This is a genomic window from Spirillospora sp. NPDC048911, assembly GCF_043198015.1.
GTDB lineage: Bacteria > Actinomycetota > Actinomycetes > Streptosporangiales > Streptosporangiaceae > Spirillospora.
In genome coordinates, this window is sequence record NZ_JBICUD010000014.1 from 83,695 (window position 1) to 102,103 (window position 18,409).

13 protein-coding genes are annotated in these 18,409 nt (G+C 71.2%); 6 read left to right on the forward strand and 7 right to left on the reverse strand.

The window, feature by feature from the left end:
* Positions 1 to 96 precede the first annotated feature (96 nt).
* Positions 97 to 1,665, forward strand: a complete 1,569-nt coding sequence (locus ACGFNU_RS45030) for a DHA2 family efflux MFS transporter permease subunit (RefSeq protein WP_392602828.1) — start codon at positions 97 to 99, stop codon at positions 1,663 to 1,665.
* A 111-nt stretch (positions 1,666 to 1,776) separates the two neighbouring features.
* On the opposite strand, the gene ACGFNU_RS45035 is transcribed toward ACGFNU_RS45030, so the two are convergent.
* Genes ACGFNU_RS45035 through ACGFNU_RS45045 form a run of 3 tightly spaced genes read right to left on the reverse strand, consistent with a single transcriptional unit; the run spans position 1,777 to position 5,255 of the window.
* Positions 1,777 to 2,376 carry an ATP/GTP-binding protein gene (locus tag ACGFNU_RS45035; RefSeq protein WP_392602830.1) on the reverse strand — a complete coding sequence of 200 codons (600 nt, stop codon included), beginning with the start codon at positions 2,374 to 2,376 and terminating at the stop codon, positions 1,777 to 1,779.
* The gene (locus tag ACGFNU_RS45040; RefSeq protein WP_392602831.1) at positions 2,357 to 2,749 is read right to left on the reverse strand and encodes a DUF742 domain-containing protein; all 393 of its coding nucleotides are present in this window, start codon (positions 2,747 to 2,749) and stop codon (positions 2,357 to 2,359) included. The genes ACGFNU_RS45035 and ACGFNU_RS45040 overlap by 20 nt, the downstream gene beginning before the upstream one ends.
* 7 nt (positions 2,750 to 2,756) lie before the next feature.
* Positions 2,757 to 5,255: a nitrate- and nitrite sensing domain-containing protein gene (locus tag ACGFNU_RS45045; RefSeq protein ID WP_392602832.1), complete on the reverse strand. Its 2,499-nt coding sequence runs from the start codon at positions 5,253 to 5,255 to the stop codon at positions 2,757 to 2,759.
* Positions 5,256 to 5,523: 268 nt separating this feature from the next.
* Here ACGFNU_RS45045 and ACGFNU_RS45050 point away from each other — a divergent pair, with 268 nt between their 5' ends.
* From ACGFNU_RS45050 to ACGFNU_RS45060, 3 genes are all read left to right on the forward strand, one after another.
* A complete protein-coding gene (locus ACGFNU_RS45050) occupies positions 5,524 to 6,714 on the forward strand; it encodes an ABC transporter substrate-binding protein (protein WP_392602833.1) in 1,191 nt (396 codons plus the stop codon).
* A gap of 91 nt (positions 6,715 to 6,805) precedes the next feature.
* Positions 6,806 to 7,855 (forward strand): LLM class flavin-dependent oxidoreductase, encoded by a 1,050-nt coding sequence (locus ACGFNU_RS45055; RefSeq protein WP_392602834.1) that lies wholly within the window; start codon positions 6,806 to 6,808, stop codon positions 7,853 to 7,855.
* Between the two features lie 114 nt (positions 7,856 to 7,969).
* Positions 7,970 to 8,392: a DoxX family protein gene (locus ACGFNU_RS45060; RefSeq protein ID WP_392602835.1), complete on the forward strand. Its 423-nt coding sequence runs from the start codon at positions 7,970 to 7,972 to the stop codon at positions 8,390 to 8,392.
* Between the two features lie 87 nt (positions 8,393 to 8,479).
* Here the strand turns inward: ACGFNU_RS45060 and ACGFNU_RS45065 are convergent, their stop codons facing one another.
* On the reverse strand, positions 8,480 to 9,856 hold the full coding sequence (locus ACGFNU_RS45065; protein WP_392602836.1) for an MFS transporter: 1,377 nt from the start codon (positions 9,854 to 9,856) through the stop codon (positions 8,480 to 8,482).
* A 159-nt stretch (positions 9,857 to 10,015) separates the two neighbouring features.
* On the opposite strand from ACGFNU_RS45065, the gene ACGFNU_RS45070 reads away from it, so the two are divergent.
* On the forward strand, positions 10,016 to 10,999 hold the full coding sequence (locus ACGFNU_RS45070) for a zinc-binding dehydrogenase (protein ID WP_392602837.1): 984 nt from the start codon (positions 10,016 to 10,018) through the stop codon (positions 10,997 to 10,999).
* Between the two features lie 55 nt (positions 11,000 to 11,054).
* Positions 11,055 to 13,787, forward strand: coding sequence for an AAA family ATPase (locus ACGFNU_RS45075; RefSeq protein WP_392602838.1), 2,733 nt, complete (start codon positions 11,055 to 11,057; stop codon positions 13,785 to 13,787).
* Between the two features lie 67 nt (positions 13,788 to 13,854).
* Here ACGFNU_RS45075 and ACGFNU_RS45080 read toward each other — a convergent pair whose 3' ends face one another.
* The 3 genes from ACGFNU_RS45080 to ACGFNU_RS45090 all read right to left on the reverse strand — a co-directional run bounded on the left by ACGFNU_RS45080 (position 13,855) and on the right by ACGFNU_RS45090 (position 18,180).
* Positions 13,855 to 15,600 carry a fatty acyl-AMP ligase gene (locus ACGFNU_RS45080; RefSeq protein WP_392602839.1) on the reverse strand — a complete coding sequence of 582 codons (1,746 nt, stop codon included), beginning with the start codon at positions 15,598 to 15,600 and terminating at the stop codon, positions 13,855 to 13,857.
* 10 nt (positions 15,601 to 15,610) lie between these two features.
* Positions 15,611 to 16,558, reverse strand: coding sequence for an acyl-CoA desaturase (locus ACGFNU_RS45085; protein ID WP_392602840.1), 948 nt, complete (start codon positions 16,556 to 16,558; stop codon positions 15,611 to 15,613).
* A gap of 326 nt (positions 16,559 to 16,884) precedes the next feature.
* The gene (locus ACGFNU_RS45090; protein WP_392602841.1) at positions 16,885 to 18,180 is read right to left on the reverse strand and encodes a lipase family protein; all 1,296 of its coding nucleotides are present in this window, start codon (positions 18,178 to 18,180) and stop codon (positions 16,885 to 16,887) included.
* Positions 18,181 to 18,409 lie beyond the last annotated feature (229 nt).

Consider the following 18,409-nt stretch of genomic DNA (forward strand, 5'->3'; position numbering starts at 1 on the left):
GACGCCCGGCTAGTTAGCGTCGTACGGTCTCCTCAGATAACTAGCCGGGCGGCAAGTAAGTTTCGTCCGGCCCCTTCCCCCCAGGAGCTGATGACCATGACTGGCGAGCCGACCGCCACAGAGACACCGCCCAAGGCCAGGAACCAGTACGTCGTCCTGGGCGCCGTGTTGATCGCCATGATGCTGGCCTCCCTCGACAACCTCATCCTCGGCACCGCGATGCCCACCATCGTCGGCGACCTCGGCGGCATGTCGCACTTGTCGTGGGTGGTCACCGCCTACACCCTGGCCACCGCCGTCTCGACCCCCGTCTGGGGCAAGCTCGGCGACATGTACGGCCGCAAGGGCGTCTTCCTCACATCGATCGTCATCTTCCTCATTGGATCGATGCTCGCGGGAGTCTCCCAGGACATGACCCAGCTGATCGCCTTCCGTGCCGTCCAGGGCCTCGGCGGCGGCGGGCTGATGGTCGGCGCGTTCGCGCTGATCGCCAGCCTCTTCCCGCCGAGCGAGCAGGGCAAGTACCAGGGCATGATCTCGGCGGTGATGGGCCTGACCATGATCGGCGGCCCGCTGATCGGCGGTTTCATCACCGACAACCTGAGCTGGCGCTGGTGCTTCTACGTGAACCTGCCGCTGGGCGCCCTCGCCCTCGTCATGGTCGCGACCGTGCTGCACCTGCCCAAGCAGCGCAGCGAGGCGCGCATCGACCACCTCGGCGTGGCGCTGCTCGGTACCGCGATCGCGTCGCTCGTGCTGGCCACCACGTGGGGCGGCAGCGAGTACGCCTGGGACTCGGCCACCATCATCGGGCTCGGCGTGCTGGCCGTGACCGCGGGCGCCGCGTTCCTGTTCGTCGAGCGCCGGGCCGCCGAGCCGGTGCTGCCGCTCGGGCTGTTCCGCAACCGCAACTTCACCCTGGTGACGCTGATCGGCTTCATGCTCGGCGTCATGATGTTCGGGGCGATGACGTTCCTGCCTCTCTTCCAGCAGGCGGTGCAGGGAGCCTCGGCCACCAACGCCGGGATCCTGATGATGCCGGTCTTCCTCTCGATGGTGCTCATCAACGCCTTCGCCGGCCCGTTCATCACCCGGACCGGCAACTACAAGCCGATCATCATCGTCGGCAGCGTGCTGGTCACCACCGGGGTGTTCCTGCTCTCCACGATGGACACCGGGACGAGCCGTCCGATGTCGATGGTCTTCATGGCCTTCCTCGGCGCCGGGATGGGCTGCCTGATGCAGACCACCATGATCGTCACGATGCAGAGCGTCGAGCTGAAGGACATCGGCGTCGCCTCGTCCACCGCCACCCTGTCCCGGACGATCGGCGGCTCGATCGGCGTGGCCATCGCGGGCGCCCTGTTCAACGGCCGGGTGCAGGACGTCATGGCCGGCCACGGCATGGCCGCCGCCTCGGGCGAGAACGCGCAGCTCAACAATGACGCGCTCGTCAAGCTGCCCGGCGCCGTGCGCAACGTGTACGAGCAGGCGGTCGCGTCCGGCACGCACCAGGTGTTCCTGATGGCGACGGTCCTCGGCGTCCTGGCCTTCGCCGCGACCTGGTTCGTCAAGCAGGTGCCGCTCAAGAGCCCGGCCGACCGCGCCGCCGAGCAGGGCGGCCCGGCCCTGGAGAAGCGCGAGCCCGCCCCCGAGCTCGTCTGACCGGCACGGCCACGACGGCCCGCGTCCGCCTCCCCCGGCGGAACGCGGGCCGTCGCCGTTCACGTCCGGACGTGGTTCATCACGCACGCGGTCGTCGTCCTTACGCGAGGGTCAGCCGGAGGTTGCCGCCTCGGCGGCGCGCTTGGCGGCTTGGCGGCCGATGACGTGGCGGACGAGCGTGGTGAGGACCTGCTTGCCCGACTCCCGGCTGCGCACGTCGCAGAGGATCACCGGGATGTCCTCGCTCAGGTCCAGCGCTCCCGAGATCTCGTCGGCGGTGTAGTCGAAGCCGTCGTCGAAGCAGTTCACGCCGATGATGAACGGCAGCCCGCGGCGCTCGAAGTAGTCGACCGCCGGGAAGCAGTCCGACAGCCGGCGCGTGTCGGCGAGCACGACCGCGCCGAGGGCGCCCTCGGCCAGCTCGTCCCACATGAACCAGAACCGATCCTGGCCCGGCGTGCCGAACAAGTAGAGGATGAGCCGCTCGCTGAGCGTGATGCGGCCGAAGTCCATGGCGACGGTCGTCGTGGTCTTGCGTTCCACGCCGGAGGTGTCGTCGACGCCGATGCTCTGCTCGGTGAGCAGTTCCTCGGTCTGCAACGGCCGGATCTCGCTGACGCTGCCGACGAGCGTCGTCTTCCCGACCCCGAAGCCGCCCGCCACCAGGATCTTCACCGGGTACGGGACCGTTTCAGAGGGCTTCGAGTCCATGGAGTACTTCCCTGAGCAGTTGTTCGCTGACGGTCCCGTCGTTGACGGCGGTTTCTTCGCGCCGGGGGCGCAGGACACCGATGAGGCCCTGATCGAGCAGGTCGCCGAGGAGCACTCTGACGACCACCAGCGGGAGGTGCATGTGGCCGGAGATCTCCGCGACGGGCAGGGGCCGCACGCACAGTTCCAGGATGGCCAGGTGCTCGGGCCCGATCCCCTGCTGGCCGTAGGCCGGGCGGCCCCGGGTCTCGACGACGGCCATCATCTCGAAGCCCTCGCGGGTGACCGGGCGCGCCCGGCCGCGCGTCAGCGCGTACGAGCGCACGAGGGGACCGGCCTCCTCGTCGAACCATTCGTTCCCGGGTCCGGTCATCACCTGATCACGACTCCTCGCCGCCCTCCACCGGCTCGGCGCGCCCGCGCCGGGAACCCAGCTGGATGGACGACATCATCGACCGGAGCTCCTCGGGCGATCGTTCGGTCCGGGGCTCGGGCGGGAGGGTCTGCTCGCCGGTGTTCCCGGCGTCCTTGCGCAGCTGCGGCGCCAGGTTCGCCTGGCGGACGCGCTGCGGCAGGGCGGGCCGGCCGCCGTTGCCGGAGTCGCCCGGCGCCTTGCGGCGGGTCGGCAGCTCGGGCCGTTCCCCGGGCGGCTCCGACGGCGGCATGACCGACTCGGGCGGCACCAGCACCGGCATGCGCTCGTCGAACACGGGGGGCGGCACCGAGGTGACCGGCGGCCCGGTGGGCGGCGGCGCCTGGTGCACCAGCGGCGGGGGCGTCGAGGACGGCGGGGACGCCGTGGGCGAGGAGCCGTTTCCCAGCGGCAGCCGCACCACCGAACCGCCCATGACCGGCATATCCGTCGGGGCGGGCGGCTCCGCCGAGGCCGGGATCGGGGCCGGCCCGGCGCCGAGTTCGGGGAGCGGCCCCGTCCCCTGCCGGAAGTCGTGCAGCGCGCCGACCGGGATCCGCGCGTCCTCGGCGCGGCGGGTCAGGGCGGCCGGTCCCGCGTCGAGCTCCGCGTTCTCGCCCGCCGCGACGATGTCGGTGGGCAGCAGGACGATCGCCGTCGTGCCGCCGTACGGGGACAGGCGCAGCGAGACCTTGACGTTGTGCCGCCTGGCCAGGCGGCCGACCACGAACAGGCCGAGCTGCGCGGAGTCGGACAGGTCGAACTCGCCCGGGGACGCGAGCCGCTCGTTGGCGGCGGCCAGCGCCTCGGGCGTCATGCCGAGGCCGCGGTCGTCGATTTCGACGATGAAGCCGCGGGCGGCCTGCTGCCCGGTCACCTGGACGGTCGTGTGCGGCGGCGAGAAGATCGCGGCGTTCTCGATGAGCTCGGCGAGCAGGTGGACGATGTCGGCGACGGCGATGCCGGTCACGGCGGCACGCGACATCGGGGCGACGTTCACCCGCGTGTAGTCCTCGACCTCGGAGGCGGCGGCGCGGGCGACGTCCATGACCGCCACCGGGTTGCGCCAGGCGCGGCCGGGCGCCTGGCCGGAGAGGATGATCAGACCTTCGGCGTGGCGGCGCATGCGGGCGGCCAGGTGGTCGACGCGGAAGAGGTCCTCAAGGTCCTCCGGATCGCTGACCCGCCGTTCCATCGAGTCGAGCAGGCCCAGCTGGCGGTGCAGGAGTGCCTGGCTGCGACGGGCCAGGTTCACGAAGACGTCGTTGATGCTGCGGCGCAGTGCGGCCTCTTCGACCGCGCCCTGGATGGCGGTGCGCCGCGCCGCGTTGAACGCCTGACCCACCTGGTCGATCTCGGCGGTGCCGAACGCCAGCGGCGGCGCCTCGGCGGCGACGTCGACCTCCTCGCCGCGGCGGAGCCGCCGGATCACCCGGGGCAGCCGGACGTCGGCGAGGTCGAGCGCCTCCCGGCGCAGGCCGGACAGGTCGCGGATGACCGACCGGGCGACCCAGATCGCCAGCACGATCGACACGATGACCGCGACGAGGCCGAGCGCGCCGGCGACGACGAGGCGCAGCATGATGCGGTCCGAGATCGGGTCGGCGCGGCGCTCGGCGGCCGCCGCGAGGGAGAGCTCCAGGCCGCGCAGCCGGGTGAGGTTGGAGTCGGCCGTGGTCTTCCACAGCACGTCCGTGCCCGCCTCCGGCCTGCCGCGGCTCTGCCCGGCGAACCGGTCCTCCAGCTGGCGCAACCGGGTGTACTCCGGCATGCCCGTGATCCGCTGCAGGTAGGCCCGGTCGGCGTCGGTCAGCTCCGGGGCGGCGAGGTTGTAGAGGGTGCGCTGGGCGCCGACCATCCGGCTGAACTCGGCACGTTCCAGCTGGGTCACGCGGCCCGCCGCGAGCGCGCCCGCCAGCAGCGCGTCCTCCTGGGAGAGCATCTCCCGCGCGCGGACGAGCGCGACCTGGTTGCGCGCGTCCCGCGCCACGTCGGCGTTGCTCAGCGTGGACAGCGAGCCCTGCAGCGTGCCGAGGTCGGTGACCAGGGCGGTGTAGTTGCTGAACGACTGCGACCGCGTCATGCGCTTGCGCTCGATCGCCGCCCGCGTCGCCGCGAGCCCGTCCAGCTGCTGGACGATCCGGCCCGCCAGCCGCTTGGCCTGGGCGGAGGCGGCGTCCTGGGCCTTCTTGTCACCGGCCAGCCGGCGGAACAACTCGGCCTGGCGGTCGGTGACCAGCCGGCCGGACTCCATCGCCGCCTGGTCGCCCGCCGTGCCGCTGCCGAGGAAGACGGCGGACAGCCGGCGTTCGGCCTGCAGCGCGCTGCCGAGCGCGCCGGACGGGTAGCCGAAGTGGTCGTGGACGGTGTCGACCTTCCGCAGGTTCAACCCGTCGCCCAAGGTCAGGCTGGCGGCGAACGCCCACAGCGCGCTCAGTGACACCAGTGACACCAGCACCAGTGCCACGACCTTGAAACGGACGGACCTGAACCGCCCCGGTCGTCCCGACCGGATACGGCGATGACCTGCTTCCGAACCCACTCGGCGGCCCCTTGTACGCACAGCGGAAGGCTTTCAGTTGGTGACGGATAGCGACGAACCCAGGAGAGGGTACTACTGGAAGCGATCTATACGCGCTCTATATGAGCCTAATGTCGAGAATTTTGGCGATGCATACGAGAACGGGGGGATCGGAGTACATGACCACCCTCTGTACCTCTACAATCCCACGATCGTGATCAACGTCAGCTCGGTACGCCCCGTTCTCGCCGCCCTGACCGCCGTCCTCACCGTCGCGACGGCCGCCGCCTGTAGCGGCGGCGACGACAAGGGGGAGGCGTCCGCACCCGCGATCCCGGTCCAGCAGGAGATCGGGCCGGGCGAGGGCCGGCTGAACCTGGTCGTGTGGGCGGGCTACGCCGAGAACGGCTCGAACGACAAGACCGCCGACTGGGTCACCCCGTTCCAGCGGGCGACCGGTTGCAGGGTCAACGCGAAGATCGCCGACACCTCGGACTCGATGGTCGCGCTGATGAAGACCGGCCGCTACGACGGCGTCTCGGCGTCCGGCGACGCGAGCCTGCGGCTCATCTACGGCGGCGACGTCGCGCCGGTCAACACCGGCCTGCTCGCCAACTACGGCGACATCGCGAACTACCTCAAGAACCAGCCGTACAACTCGCTGAAGGGCCAGATGTACGGGGCGCCGCACGGCTACGGCGCGAACCTGCTGATGTACCGGACCGACAAGTTCCCGCTGAGGCCCACGTCGTGGAACGTCGTCTGGGACGAACGTTCGCCCGCCGCCGGTCACATCGCCGCCTACGACTCCCCCATCTACATCGCCGACGCCGCGCTCTATCTCAAGACGCACCGGCCCGACCTCGGCATCAAGGACGTCTACGCGCTGGACCGCAAGCAGTTCGACGCGGCCGTCGACCTGCTCAAGAAGCAGCGCCCCAACATCAACCAGTACTGGCACAACTACCTCGACGAGGTCCAGTCGTTCAAGAGCGGCGACAACCACGCGGGCACCACGTGGCAGGTGATCGCCAACGTGGCCAAGGACCAGAAGGCGCCGGTGGCCACCACGCTCCCCGCTGAGGGCGCGACCGGCTGGTCGGACACCTGGATGATCTCGTCGAAGGCCCAGAACCCGAACTGCATGTACCGGTGGATGAACTGGGTCACCTCGGCGCGCGTCCAGGCACAGGTCGCGCAGTACTTCGGTGAGGCACCCGCCAACCCGAAGGCGTGCCGGTTCACCGCCGCCGGGTTCTGCGAGAACTTCCAGGTCGGCGACGCCGCGTTCTACCGGCGCATCGCGTTCTGGCGGACGCCGGTGGCCGACTGCGGCGACGACCGCGGCAACGAGTGCCTCGACTACGAGAAGTGGGCCGAGGCCTGGACCCAGATCAAGGGCTGACCTGGATCAAGGGCTGAGAGGAGACCGCCAGGAGGACGTCCGAGCCGCCCAGCTTCCCCTCATATTCGCAAGGGCATGACCTAGGAGACCAATGAAGTTCAGCTACGCAATGCTCCCGGACTACCCGCTCACGGAGTCTCTCGCCTCGATCAAGCTCGCCGACGAGCTCGGCTTCTACGCCTGCTACGCGGCCGACGAGCCGTGGCACAAGGACCTGTGGCTGCTGTTCGCGGCCGCCGCCGCGCAGACCTCGCAGATCCGCCTCGGCCCGAGCGTGTCCGCGGTGACGCTCCGCGAGCCGACGCTGATCGCGCAGGCCGCCGCGACGCTGGACGAGCTCACCAACGGCCGCGCCGAGGTCGTGCTGGGCAGCGGCAACTTCGGCGTGCTCGCCCAGTACAAGATCGACTGGACGAAGACCAAGCCGCTCACCCGCGTGAAGGAGGCCGTCGAGGTCGTCCGCACGCTGCTCGACGAGGGCACCATCACCCGGGACGGCGAGTTCTACTCCTACGACGGGCTGTTCACCTTCGCGCGCCCCGTCCAGGAGCACCTGCCGGTCAAGATCGGCGCGATGCGCGGGCCCAAGTCATTCGAGGCGGCCGGCGAGCTGTCCGACGGTGTGCACCACGCGCTGTCGTACTCCCGCGAGGCGTACGACTACGCGGTCAAGCACGTCCGCATCGGCGCGGAGCGCGCGGGCAAGGACTGGCAGTCGCTCGACATCGGCGCCTGGGTCGTCTTCGCGACCGGCCCCGACTCGGCCGCCGCCAAGGAGGCCGCCCGCAGCATGGTGGGCCTCTACGCCTCCGCGATGCCCGACGAGCAGCTCGAGCGCAACGGCGTGAGCCCCAAGGACGTCGCCCCCATCATCGAGGCGATCGGCGGCGGCGACCTGGCCAAGGCCATCGAGCTGACCACCCCGGACATCACCGAGAAGCTGTCGCTCGCGGGCACCCCGGCCGAGGTCACCGCCAAGATCAAGCGCGAGATCGAGCCGTCGGGCGTCAACCACATGATCCTGGCCATCACCGACAGCTCGCTGGTGAAGTCCTTCACGGGCCGCGAGGTGCCCGGCGTCGCCGACGTCGACACCCAGCTCCGCCTGATCCACGACGAGATCATGCCGTCTTTCGCCTGATCAGAGGCCCTCGTCACCCGCGCGCGAAAATTTCTTCGCGGGACCGATGAGTTCCGGGTGGCGGCCCGGTCTACCACTTCGAGACACCGACCCGTCCCGAAGGGAAGTAAGACCATGGCCGCCACCCTCGCCCCCACCGCCCCCGCCACCGACCGCCGCACCGCCCGCCGCGTGCTCTGGGGCCTCCAGATCGTCATCGGCCTGTTCCTGGTCATCGTCTCGGCGTTGCCGAAGTTCGCCGGCCAGAAGGACGCGGTCGAGACCTTCGTCAAGATCGGCTGGGGCGAGTGGTTCCGCTACTTCACCGGCGCGGTCGAGCTGGCCGGCGGCATCGCCCTGCTGATCCCCCGCCTGGCGGGCGCCGCCGCGACCGGGCTGATCGGCGTGATGATCGGCGCCATCATCGCCCAGTGCACCGCTCTGGACGCCCCCGAGCTGTCCTTCCTCCCCGCCGTCTTCGGCGTCATCTTCGCCGTGATCGCCTGGAACCGCCGCGCCGAGACCCGGGCCCTGATCCGCACCGTCACCCGCCGCTGAGACGCCGGACTCACCGACGGCGGAGCCGGACCGGATGCCCATACGAGCGAAGACGACGGACAACCCGTGCCCACGGAGGCGCACGGGTTATCCGTCGTGTTCGCTTGTCCGGGCCGCCAGGGCCGCCAGCAGGCCGGCGGTTTGGAGGGCGGCGATGAGGATGACGCCGGCGCGGAAGCCGGCGGCGCCCGAGCCGCCCAGGGTGTAGGCGAGCGCGGCCAGGGACGGGCCGACGGTGAACGCGAGGGTGCGCACGGTCATGCTCACGCCGCTGCCCGCGCCGATCATGTCCGGTGGGGTCGCGGCCAGGATCGCGGTGTTGTTGGGGATGTTGAACAGGCTCTGCCCCAGGCCGATCAGGGCGAGACGCCAGGCCAGGTCCAGGACGTTCGCGTCTGAGGTGAGGGTCAGGGTCAGTAGCGTCCCGGTGAGGCTCAACGCGGCTCCGGCGGTGGCTACCAGGCGGATGGGGAATCTGTCGGCGAGGTTGCCGCTGAGGGGTGAGCCCGCCGCGAAGGCGCCGACGAAGAACATCAGGGCGAGGCCCATCATCGCCGGGCTGCCGTCCACGACGTCCGACACGTAGAAGGGCAGGAGGAAGAGCGTCAGGCCGATGTAGGAGGCCAGCAGGAGGAGGCCCAGGAGCGGCAGGCCGAACTCGGGACGGCGAGACAGCGTGAGGATCGGGCGTGAGCTCGGGAGGCGCGTCCACCAGGCGCCGAGGGCGATCGCGATGACGGCGAGGGTCGCGGCGAGGATGAACGCGTCGTCCTCCACGCGGTCGAAGGCCAGGAGCAGGGCGGTGACGGCGCCGCCCAGGGTCAGGGTGTCGGCGTACAGCGCGCGGCTGGGGCGAGGCAGGCCGTTCTCGCTGTGTGGGAGTGTCCGGTGGCCGAGCCATAGGACGATCGCCAGGATCGGCAGTTTGAGGAGGAAGACGGGACGCCAGCCGAGGCCGTCGGCGATGAAGCCCCCGATCGAGGTGCCCGCCATGGCCCCGAGAGGCATGACCGTCGCGACGTAGCCGAGGGCCCGGCCGCGCCGTTCGGGCGGCACGGAGGCGGCGACGATCGGCATGTAGACGGCGGCGACGGCCGCTCCGAGGATCCCTTGCAGGACGCGGGCGATCAGCAGGAGCCAGAAGGTGGGAGCGGCGGCGGCCAGGACGCTGGAGATCGCGACGCCGGTCACCGCGTACAGGAAGACCTTCCGGGCGTCGGCGTGGTCGACCCAGCGGCCGAGCGGGATCGCCAGTGCGGCCGTCGGCAGCGCGTACGCCAGGATCACCCACTTGGTCGCGCCCGATCCGACGTCCAGATCGGCACCGATGGCGGGCAACGTCACGGAGGAGAGGCTCAGTTCCAGGGTGACCATCAACATGGCGAGCGCGGCGACCATTACGGGCGCCCAGCGCATGGGGAGGTCGGCGGTCGGTGGTTCGTCAATGGCCAGTTCGTTCTTCATGGCCGTGACGCTAGGAACGGTCTGCCCCCGGTCGCCTCTGTCGGATGACTGGGTCCGTCCAGGTCCGTGCCTTTCGTGGGCGATCCCAGTCGCGTGACTGAGGCGAGGCGGGACGGGTCGTTCGTAGCGTCGTGGTCACCGACGAAGGAGCTGATCACTATGTACGCCATTCGACTGCACGAGTTCGGTCCGGCCGAGAACCTGCGCTACGAGGAGGTCGGCGATCCGGCGGCGGGGCCGGGTCAGGTGCGGATCGCGGTCAAAGCCGCCGGGGTGCATCTGCTCGATACGGCGGTGCAGGCCGGGGACGCCGAGGGCCTGCCGTTCCCGCTGCCCGACCTCCCCGTCACGCCCGGCCGCGAGGTCGCCGGGGTCGTCGACCAGGTCGGTGACGGCGTCGACGAGAGCTGGCTGGGACGGCGGGTGGTCACTCATCTGGGTCTGGTCAACGCGGGTTACGCCGAGCTGGCGGTCCGGGAGGCGGACGCGCTGTTCCCGGTGCCGGACGGCCTCGACTTCGGGGCCGCCGTGGCGATGGTGGGGACGGGGCGGACGGCGCTGGCCATCCACCACATCGGGGCGGTCACGTCCGACGACGTGGTGCTGGTGACGGCGGCGGCGGGCGGTGTCGGGCTGCTGCTCGTCCAGGCCGCCCGGCAGGCGGGGGCCACCGTCGTCGGGGTCGCGGGCGGGGCCGCGAAGGTCGAGCGGGTGCGGGCCGCGGGCGCGGACGTGGCGGTCGACTACAGCGCGCCCGGCTGGTCCAAGGAGGTCGCGGAGGCGCTGGGCGGACGGACCGTGACGCTGGTCTACGACGGGGTCGGCGGCGCGCCGGGGCGCGAGGCGTTCGAGCTTCTGGGATTCGGCGGGCGGATGTTGCTGTTCGGCTGGTCCGCCGGGTCGATGACCGAGCTGACCACCAAGGACCTGTTCGACCGGATGGCCGAGGTCACCGTCGCGCTGGGACCGCGGCTGGTGAACGTGCCGGGCGGGCTGCGGGCCATGCAGGAGAAGGCCCTCACCGAGGCCGCGGCGGGACGGCTCGTTCCCGCCGTGCAGAGCTTTCCGCTGCGGGAGGCGGCACGGGCGCATACCGAACTTCTCGGCCGGGGCACGGTGGGCAAGGTCGTCCTCGTCCCGTAGACCTAGGACCGGCGCCCGATCCGGTCGGGCCCGCCTACGGCATAGGCTCCCGACCATGCTTTATGGCAGAGCCGACGACATCGCCCAGCTCGACCGGATGCTGGCCGGCGCCCGTGCCGGGCGCAGCGCCGCCGTGGTCGTGCGGGGCGAGGCGGGCATCGGCAAGTCCGCTCTGCTGGAGCACGCGGCCGGGGCGCCGGGGTTCCGGGTGCTCAGGGCCGTCGGCGTCGAGGCCGAGAGCGATCTTCCGTTCGCCGGGCTCAGCCTGATGCTGAGCCGGGTCACCGATCGGATCGGCAGGCTGCCCGAGCGCCAGGCGGACGCGCTGCGCGGGGCGCTCGGGCTCGCGGCGGAGTCCGGGGCCGACCGGTTCCTGATCGGGCTGGCCGTGCTGACGCTGCTGGGCGATCTCGCCGAGGAGCGGCCGCTGCTGGTGCTCGTGGACGACGCGCACTGGCTCGACCCGGCGTCGGCGGACGCGCTGCTGTTCGCCGCGCGGCGGTTGAACGCCGAGGGCGTGGTGCTGGTCTTCGCGGCCCGCGACGCGCACGCGCCGCCGTTCCCCGCGCACGGGCTCGACGAGCTGCCGCTCACCGGGCTGGACGGCGTGGCGGCGGCCGAACTGCTGGCCGAGCAGGCCGGTGACCTGCCGCGCTACGTCCGCGACCAGATCATGGACGAGGCTCGGGGCAATCCGCTGGCGCTGCGCGAACTCCCCGCCGCGCAGCGCGAAGGCCAGGTCTCCGAATATCTCGGCGCGATGCCCCACACGCGCATCCAGCGGACCTTCGCCGAACGCATCGCCGCCCTGCCCGAGCCGGCCCGGATGGCGCTGCTGGTCGCGGCGGCCGAAGGCACCGGTGACCTCACCGTCGTGGTCCCCGCGGCCGGACGGCTCGGCGCCACGGTCGAGGATCTCGAACCTGCCGAACGCAAGGATCTCGTCCGGCTGGTGGACGGGCGGCTCACGTTCCGGCACCCGCTCATCCGGGCCGCCGCGTACCAGAGCGCCCCGATCGGCCGCCGGCTCGCCGCCCACCGCGCCCTCGCCGACGCGCTGCCGTGCGTGGGCAACATTGACCGCCGGGCCTGGCATCTCGCCGCCGCCACCAGCGAGCCCGACGAGTACGTGGCGTCCGTCCTGGAGGAGACGGCCGAGTTCGCGCGGACCCGGGGCGGTCACGCCGCCGTGGCCGCCGCGTACGACCGTGCGGCCCAGCTCAGCACCGAGACGGCGCATCGGGTGCGCCGGTTGTCGCTGGCCGCCCGCGCGGCCGCCGACGCCGGGCAGATCCGCCGCGCGGCCGGGTTCGCGAGCCAGGCGGGGCCGCACGTCACCGAACCGCTGATGAAGGCGGAGCTGGCGCAGGTGCGCGCGTTCGACGCGTACGTGCGTGGTCTGCTCAAGCCCGCGCACGCGCTTCTGGCGGACGCCGCGTTCGGGGTCGTCGAGGTGGCCCCGCGCAAGGCCGCGTTCATGCTCTTCGACGCGATGGGAGTGATCTGGGCGACCGGCGACGCGGCCGCGACCCGGGAGACGGCCGCGCGCATCCGCGACCTCCGGCCGGAATCGCACCCGGGGGCCGATCCGTTCATCGACGCGGCGCTGGCGATGTCCCACCTGGCGGCGGGCGATCCGGTGAGCGGGCTGCCCGCGCTGCGCACGCTGTTGCAGGGCGGTGGAGAGCTTCTCGACGGGCTCGGCCTGCTTGAACGCGCGTGCGCCGAGGAGTGGGCCGTGCTGACCGGCGATCTCACGGTGGCCGACGACCTCAGCGCCGCGCTGGTGGCGGAGTGCCGCGAGCAGGGCGCCATCGGCGTGCTGCCGGAGACCCTTCGCGATCTGGCCCGGGTCCAGCTCTTCCAGGGGCGGCACCACGACGCCCGTGCCACCGCCACCGAGACACTGCAAATCGCGGAGGACACAGAGCAGGCCCACTACGCGGACGGCGCCCGCGGCATCCTCGCCCATCTCGCCGCGGCCGAGGGCGACGAGGACACCGTCCGCCGCCTGGCCGCCGAGGTCGGGGACGGCTCGCCCGACGTCTGGACCGCGAGCGCCCTCGCGCTGCTCGACCTGGGCCTCGGCCGGTACGAGGACGCGCTGCGCCGCCGCGAGGAGCTCGGAGCCGACGTCGCGCTGCACGACATCGCCGGGCTCTACACCCTGCCCGACCACGTCGAGGCCGCCGCGCGCCTGGGCCGCCCCGGAGCAGCCGCGCTGAACCGCTTCGAGGCGTGGGCGCGAGCCACCGGGGTCGCCTGGGCGGAGGCCGTCGCCCTCCGCTGCCGGGCGCTGCTGGCCTCCGACGCGGAGGCGGGCCCGCTGTACGCGCGGGCGGTGGAGATCCATCAGGGTTGCGGCCGCCCGTTCGAGCGCGCCCGCACCGAGCTGCTGTACGGGGAGTGGCTGCGGCGCTCGGGTCAACGGAGCGACGCGCGCACGCCGCTGCGGTCCGCCTTGGAGATCTTCGAACGGCTCGGCGCCGTGCCCTGGGCCGAGCGGGCCCGCGGCGAGCTGCGCGCCACCGGCGAGACCCGGCCGGCGCGGGACGGCCACGACACCGCCGATCTCCTCGGCAGGCTGACCCCGCAGGAGCTGCAGGTCGTCCGGCTCGCCGCCACCGGCATGACCAACCGGGACATCGGCGCGCAGCTCTTCCTGAGCCCGCGCACGGTCGGCTACCACCTCTACAACGCCTACCCGAAGCTGGGCGTCTCCTCCCGCGGCGAGCTGGCCCGCCTGGCCCTCCGCCCCGAGCCGAGGCCCGAAGCGCAACCCGCCTGAAGCGCTGGTTCCCCGCTGCCGCCAGGGGTGGGCACCGGCGGCAGCGGGAAGTGAGGGCGGCCTCGGGTCAGTCCGTCGGGATGACCGTTACCTGGAGCGTGCCGTCGAGGTAGGCCTGGCGGCAGGCGGCACGGGCGATCTTGGCGCTGGTGGTGCGGGGCAGCGAGCCCGTCTCGATCAGCACGAAGTCGTGCACGCGCAGGTCGTGCCCGTTCTTGACCGCGGCGCGGACGCTCCGTTCCACCGCCTCGATGTCGAGCCGCCGGATCGGGACCCGCCGGTTGCGCTCGGCCACGATGATCAGGCCCTCGGTCTCCCCCGCGTCCACCGAGAAGGCCGCGACGTACTCCTGCCGGATCGCCTCGTCGGCGGTGTAGGTCGTGTACTCGATGTCCTGCGGGTAGTGGTTGCGCCCGTCGACGATGATCAGGTCCTTGATGCGGCCGGTGACGTACAGTTCGCCCGCGTACCTGACGCCGAGATCGCCGGTGCGCAGCCACGGCCCGTCCGGCATGCCTTCGACCGGCTCGGCGAGCCGCGCGCCGAACGTCTCGGCGGTGGCCTCGGGCCGTCCCCAGTAGCCGGCGGTCACGTTCGGGCCATGGATCCAGATCTCGCCGACCAGCCCGTCGCGGTTGGCGACGGAGGTCTTCGGGTCGACGATCAGGACTTCCTGCCCGTACGGCGTGCCGCATCCGACGTGGGTGGCCGCCCGCTCGGAGTCGGCGGGGACGGGCACCGCCTCGCCGGCCGACAGCTTGTCGCGGTCGAACGTCGTCATCGTCGGCAACTCGTACCGCGAGGAGGACGAGACGTACACGGTCGCCTCGGCCAGCCCGTACGCGGGCACCTGCACTTCCGGCCGCAGCCCGCACTCGCGGAAAGCCTCCAGGAAGCCCTCCAGCGTGCCGGGGCGGATCGGCTCCGCGCCGTTCATGAAGACCTGCACGCCGCTGAGGTCGAGCTTGGCCTTCTCCTCAGCCGTGACCTGCGCGGTGAGGTACTCGTAGGCGAAGTTCGGAGAGCAGGTGAAACCATCCTCCAACTGGCTGAGGAGCTCCAGCCACCGGGCGGGCCGCATGATGAACGCGACCGGGTCCATGAGGTGGGCGGGGCTGGCGTACGCCAGCGGCAGTCCGACGGCTGTGACCAGGCCCATGTCGTGGAAGAGCGGCAGCCAGGTCGCGCCGGACGACACGCGCGGAACGCCCTCGAAGGTGCCCCAGCACTGCTCGGCGTTCACCGCGAGGTTGCCGTGGGTGACGATCACACCGGCGGGCGTCCGGGTGGAGCCGGAGGTGTACTGGAGGTACGCGACGTCGTCCGGGTCGATCGGCTCCGGCGTCCACTCCAGGCCGTCCTTGACCTCGTCCACCAAGATGACCTCCCGGGGGCGCAAGTCGGGATGCTGGTCGAAGAACGCCGACACGTGCGGCAGGGCCTCGTTGGTGGTCAGCACGCCCGCCGGCCCGGAGTCGCGGGCGACCGCCAGCAGGCGCTCGGCGTGGCCGGGCAGGTCGGGCGAGAACAGCGGCACGCCGATGACCCGCGCGTACATCGCGCCCAGCAGGCCGGTCACGTAGTCGAGGTTCTGCGGGGCGAGGATCGCCACCCGCTCGCCAGGCTCGATCGCCGCGCGGATCGTCGCGGCCACCGCGCGGGCCTTGCGGTCGAGCTCGCTCCACGTCATGTCGGTGCTCACGCCGTCGACGTCCACGGCGTAGTCGACGAACGTGTAGGCGCGGTCGTCCGGGTACTTCTCGGCCCAGCGGCCGAGCCGCTCGATCAGGGGGGTGCGGTCGAGATCCTTCACGCTGTCCTCCTCAAGAGATCCTCTTCGCGGCGAGGCGTTCCTCGTCCGGCCAGCGCACGTCCCAGGCCCAGCCGAACCTCTCGAACAGCCAGATCACCCGGGCGCTGATGTCGATCTGGCCCTTCAGGACGCCGTGCCGCGCCGAGGTGGGGTCGGCGTGGTGGAGGTTGTGCCAGGACTCGCCGAACGAGGGGATGGCCAGCCACCAGACGTTGCGGGAGCGGTCGCGGGTCTGGAAATGCTCCTTGCCGAAGACATGGCAGATGGAGTTGATCGAGAACGTGATGTGGTCGCCGGCGAAGACGCGCAGCAGGCCCGCCCAGAAGAACGCGGTGACGGCGCCGTGCCACGACCACGTGAGCAGCGCGCCGAGCCCCATCGGCACCAGCACCGTGGTCGCCGCGATCAGCACGTACACGTCGTTGCGGCCCAGCAGCACCAGGTCCCTGTCGGCGAGCAGGTCGGGCGCGTACTTGCTCCGCGAGGTGCGGCGCTTGCGGAACAGCCAGCCCATGTGCGCGTGGAAGAGCCCCTTGGTGAGCCCCCACACGCCGGGGCCGAACGCCCAGGGCGAGTGCGGGTCGCCCTCCTGGTCGGCGTACTTGTGGTGCCGGCGGTGGTCGGCGACCCAGAAGATCACCGAGCCCTGCCACGCCTGGCCGCCGAGGATCGCCAGCGTGACGCGCAGCCAGCGCTTGGCCTTGAACGACTTGTGCGTGAACAGCCGGTGGTAGCCGACGGTGATCCCGAGCGCGTTGAACGGGTAGAGGAACGCGAAGATCGCCACGTCCGTCCAGCCGATGCCCCAGCCCCAGCAGAACGGCACCGCGGCCAGCACGGCGACGATCGGGCCGACGACGAAGAAGACCACGCTGACCCGCTCCACCATGGGGACGGGCTTGGGGGAGATGTCCGGCAGTGGGGCTCTGTTGCCGAGCTCGGCGACGCCCGCTGTCATGGGGGCTCCTTCGACAGATGAACAGAGGTGCGGAAGTGATCGGTTCCGCCGCGTGCCACGACCGTACGGACGTTGCCGCCCGGGCTCTTTATGCTGGGATCGTCATTTCGTGAAAGAAATTCGCAGTCGATTGACAACTGCCGGCCCGGGCCCGCGGACGGTGTCGCGCTTTTGTCACCGGAGTGACTCCGAGCGGGTGCCGGTTGTCAAAAGGCGATGGCCGTCAAAAAGGCGATGGCCCTCTCGCGCCAGAGGGCCATCGCCTTCCGCAGGGTACGGGCATGCCCGCGGTGCCGACAGCGCCGGCATCGGCGTCGCTGGCAGCGTCAGCAGTTGCCCTTGAACGGCTTGTCGTTGAAGCGGTCGTCGAGGAAGTTCAGGACGTCACCGGCGGCGGCCCACAGGCCGAGGGCGTGGTCGGCCGCGTAGGTGTTGTTCCACAGGGTGTTGACGCCGGCCTTGCAGTACGCGGCGCGGGTCCCGTCCTCGGTCTCGTGCGGGATGATCTCTTCGAGCCAGCCGCGGTACTGGAACGTCGGGAAACCGATCCGGTACTTGGCGAACGACCACAGCGGGCCGATGTCGACGCCGAGCTTGAGGTTGTCGATGACCTGTCCCCAGGTCACGCCGCCGGGCCCCTTGAGCTGGTAGATCTGCTCCAGGGTGAGCTTGTCGGCGGAGAAGTTCTCGACCTTCTGGAAGGCGAAGGCGGCCAGGGTGCCGAAGAGGCAGTTGGTCTGCACGTCCTTGATGGCCTGGCGCCCGGCGTCGTTCATGAGCTCGTCGAACGGCATCTCGGGGTACTGGAACTTGAAGCCCACCAGCGCGTCGGCCATGAACCCGGCGAACGGCCCGCCGTTGAGGAACTTGGCGACCATCTTGAGGTCGCCGGGCACGCCGCCCGACGCCACGCCCACGACCTTGAGCTCGGGCGCGTACGACCTGGCCAGCTGCGCGGCCCACAGCGAGGTGTTGCCGCCCTCGGAGTAGCCGTGGATGCCCACCTTGCCCGCGGCCGACAGCGCGCCGCCGGGCACCTGGTCGGGGATCCTGCGCGAGGCGCGCACGATGTCGAGCGCCGCGCGCCCGTTGGCCTGGCCGTTGACGTAGAAGTGCGTCTGCCCGTCCAGGTAGCCGATGCCGTCCGTCGCGGCGAGCGCCCAGCCCTTGTTGAGGAAGCCCGACAGGTTGGGCGCCTCGAACTGGTCGTTGAACCCCGTGGTCATCTGCTTGGAGAGGGAGCACTGCGGCCCCGAGCCGTGCGTGAACGGCGCGTAGTTGACCGTGGGCCGGACGCCGCCGCCCGTCCACGCGGCGTCGGGGATCGCCACGACGCCGGACGCGGCGACCTTGGCGCCCTTGGCGTCGTTGGTGACGTACTGGACCTTCCAGGCGTGCAACTGCGGCGCGTTCGGGACGTAGGTCAGCGTGGTGGGGCGGCAGGCGATGATGTCGCCGGGATTGCCGGTCACCGCGGCCGGGGGCTTGTAGATGTCGGCTTCGGACGCGGTGCAGCCGGCCGGCGCGGCGGCCGCGGCGGACGCGGCCGGCACACCGGTCAGCGAGGCGCCCACCATGACGGCACCGGCCGCCATCGCGGTGAGCGAGAGTCTGAGTTTCATCGCCACTCCAGGGGTGGGGACGAGCTGCCCTCCCACCTGGGGCGCCGTCGGTCAGGCGGACTCGCAGCATTCGGGAAAGTGAACGCTGACGACTGTCTCCCATGGGCCTGCCGACCGTAATGAAGTCATCGCACACATCGGCACCGTCAATTAGCAATCGATTCACAAGTCACGCCGGATCCGCTGGTCTGATGACAAAGCGCGGATCTTGTTAGATTTGCTGATATCC

Bases quoted from the DNA above. Each gene is read 5' to 3' on its own strand.
- ACGFNU_RS45065 (WP_392602836.1), bottom strand. From the start codon at position 9,856: ATGAAGAACGAACTGGCCATTGACGAACCACCGACCGCCGACCTCCCC.
- ACGFNU_RS45075 (WP_392602838.1), top strand. From the start codon at position 11,055: ATGCTTTATGGCAGAGCCGACGACATCGCCCAGCTCGACCGGATGCTG.
- ACGFNU_RS45030 (WP_392602828.1), top strand. From the start codon at position 97: ATGACTGGCGAGCCGACCGCCACAGAGACACCGCCCAAGGCCAGGAAC.
- ACGFNU_RS45060 (WP_392602835.1), top strand. From the start codon at position 7,970: ATGGCCGCCACCCTCGCCCCCACCGCCCCCGCCACCGACCGCCGCACC.
- ACGFNU_RS45055 (WP_392602834.1), top strand. From the start codon at position 6,806: ATGAAGTTCAGCTACGCAATGCTCCCGGACTACCCGCTCACGGAGTCT.
- ACGFNU_RS45090 (WP_392602841.1), bottom strand. From the start codon at position 18,180: ATGAAACTCAGACTCTCGCTCACCGCGATGGCGGCCGGTGCCGTCATG.
- ACGFNU_RS45085 (WP_392602840.1), bottom strand. From the start codon at position 16,558: ATGACAGCGGGCGTCGCCGAGCTCGGCAACAGAGCCCCACTGCCGGAC.
- ACGFNU_RS45070 (WP_392602837.1), top strand. From the start codon at position 10,016: ATGTACGCCATTCGACTGCACGAGTTCGGTCCGGCCGAGAACCTGCGC.
- ACGFNU_RS45035 (WP_392602830.1), bottom strand. From the start codon at position 2,376: ATGGACTCGAAGCCCTCTGAAACGGTCCCGTACCCGGTGAAGATCCTG.
- ACGFNU_RS45040 (WP_392602831.1), bottom strand. From the start codon at position 2,749: ATGACCGGACCCGGGAACGAATGGTTCGACGAGGAGGCCGGTCCCCTC.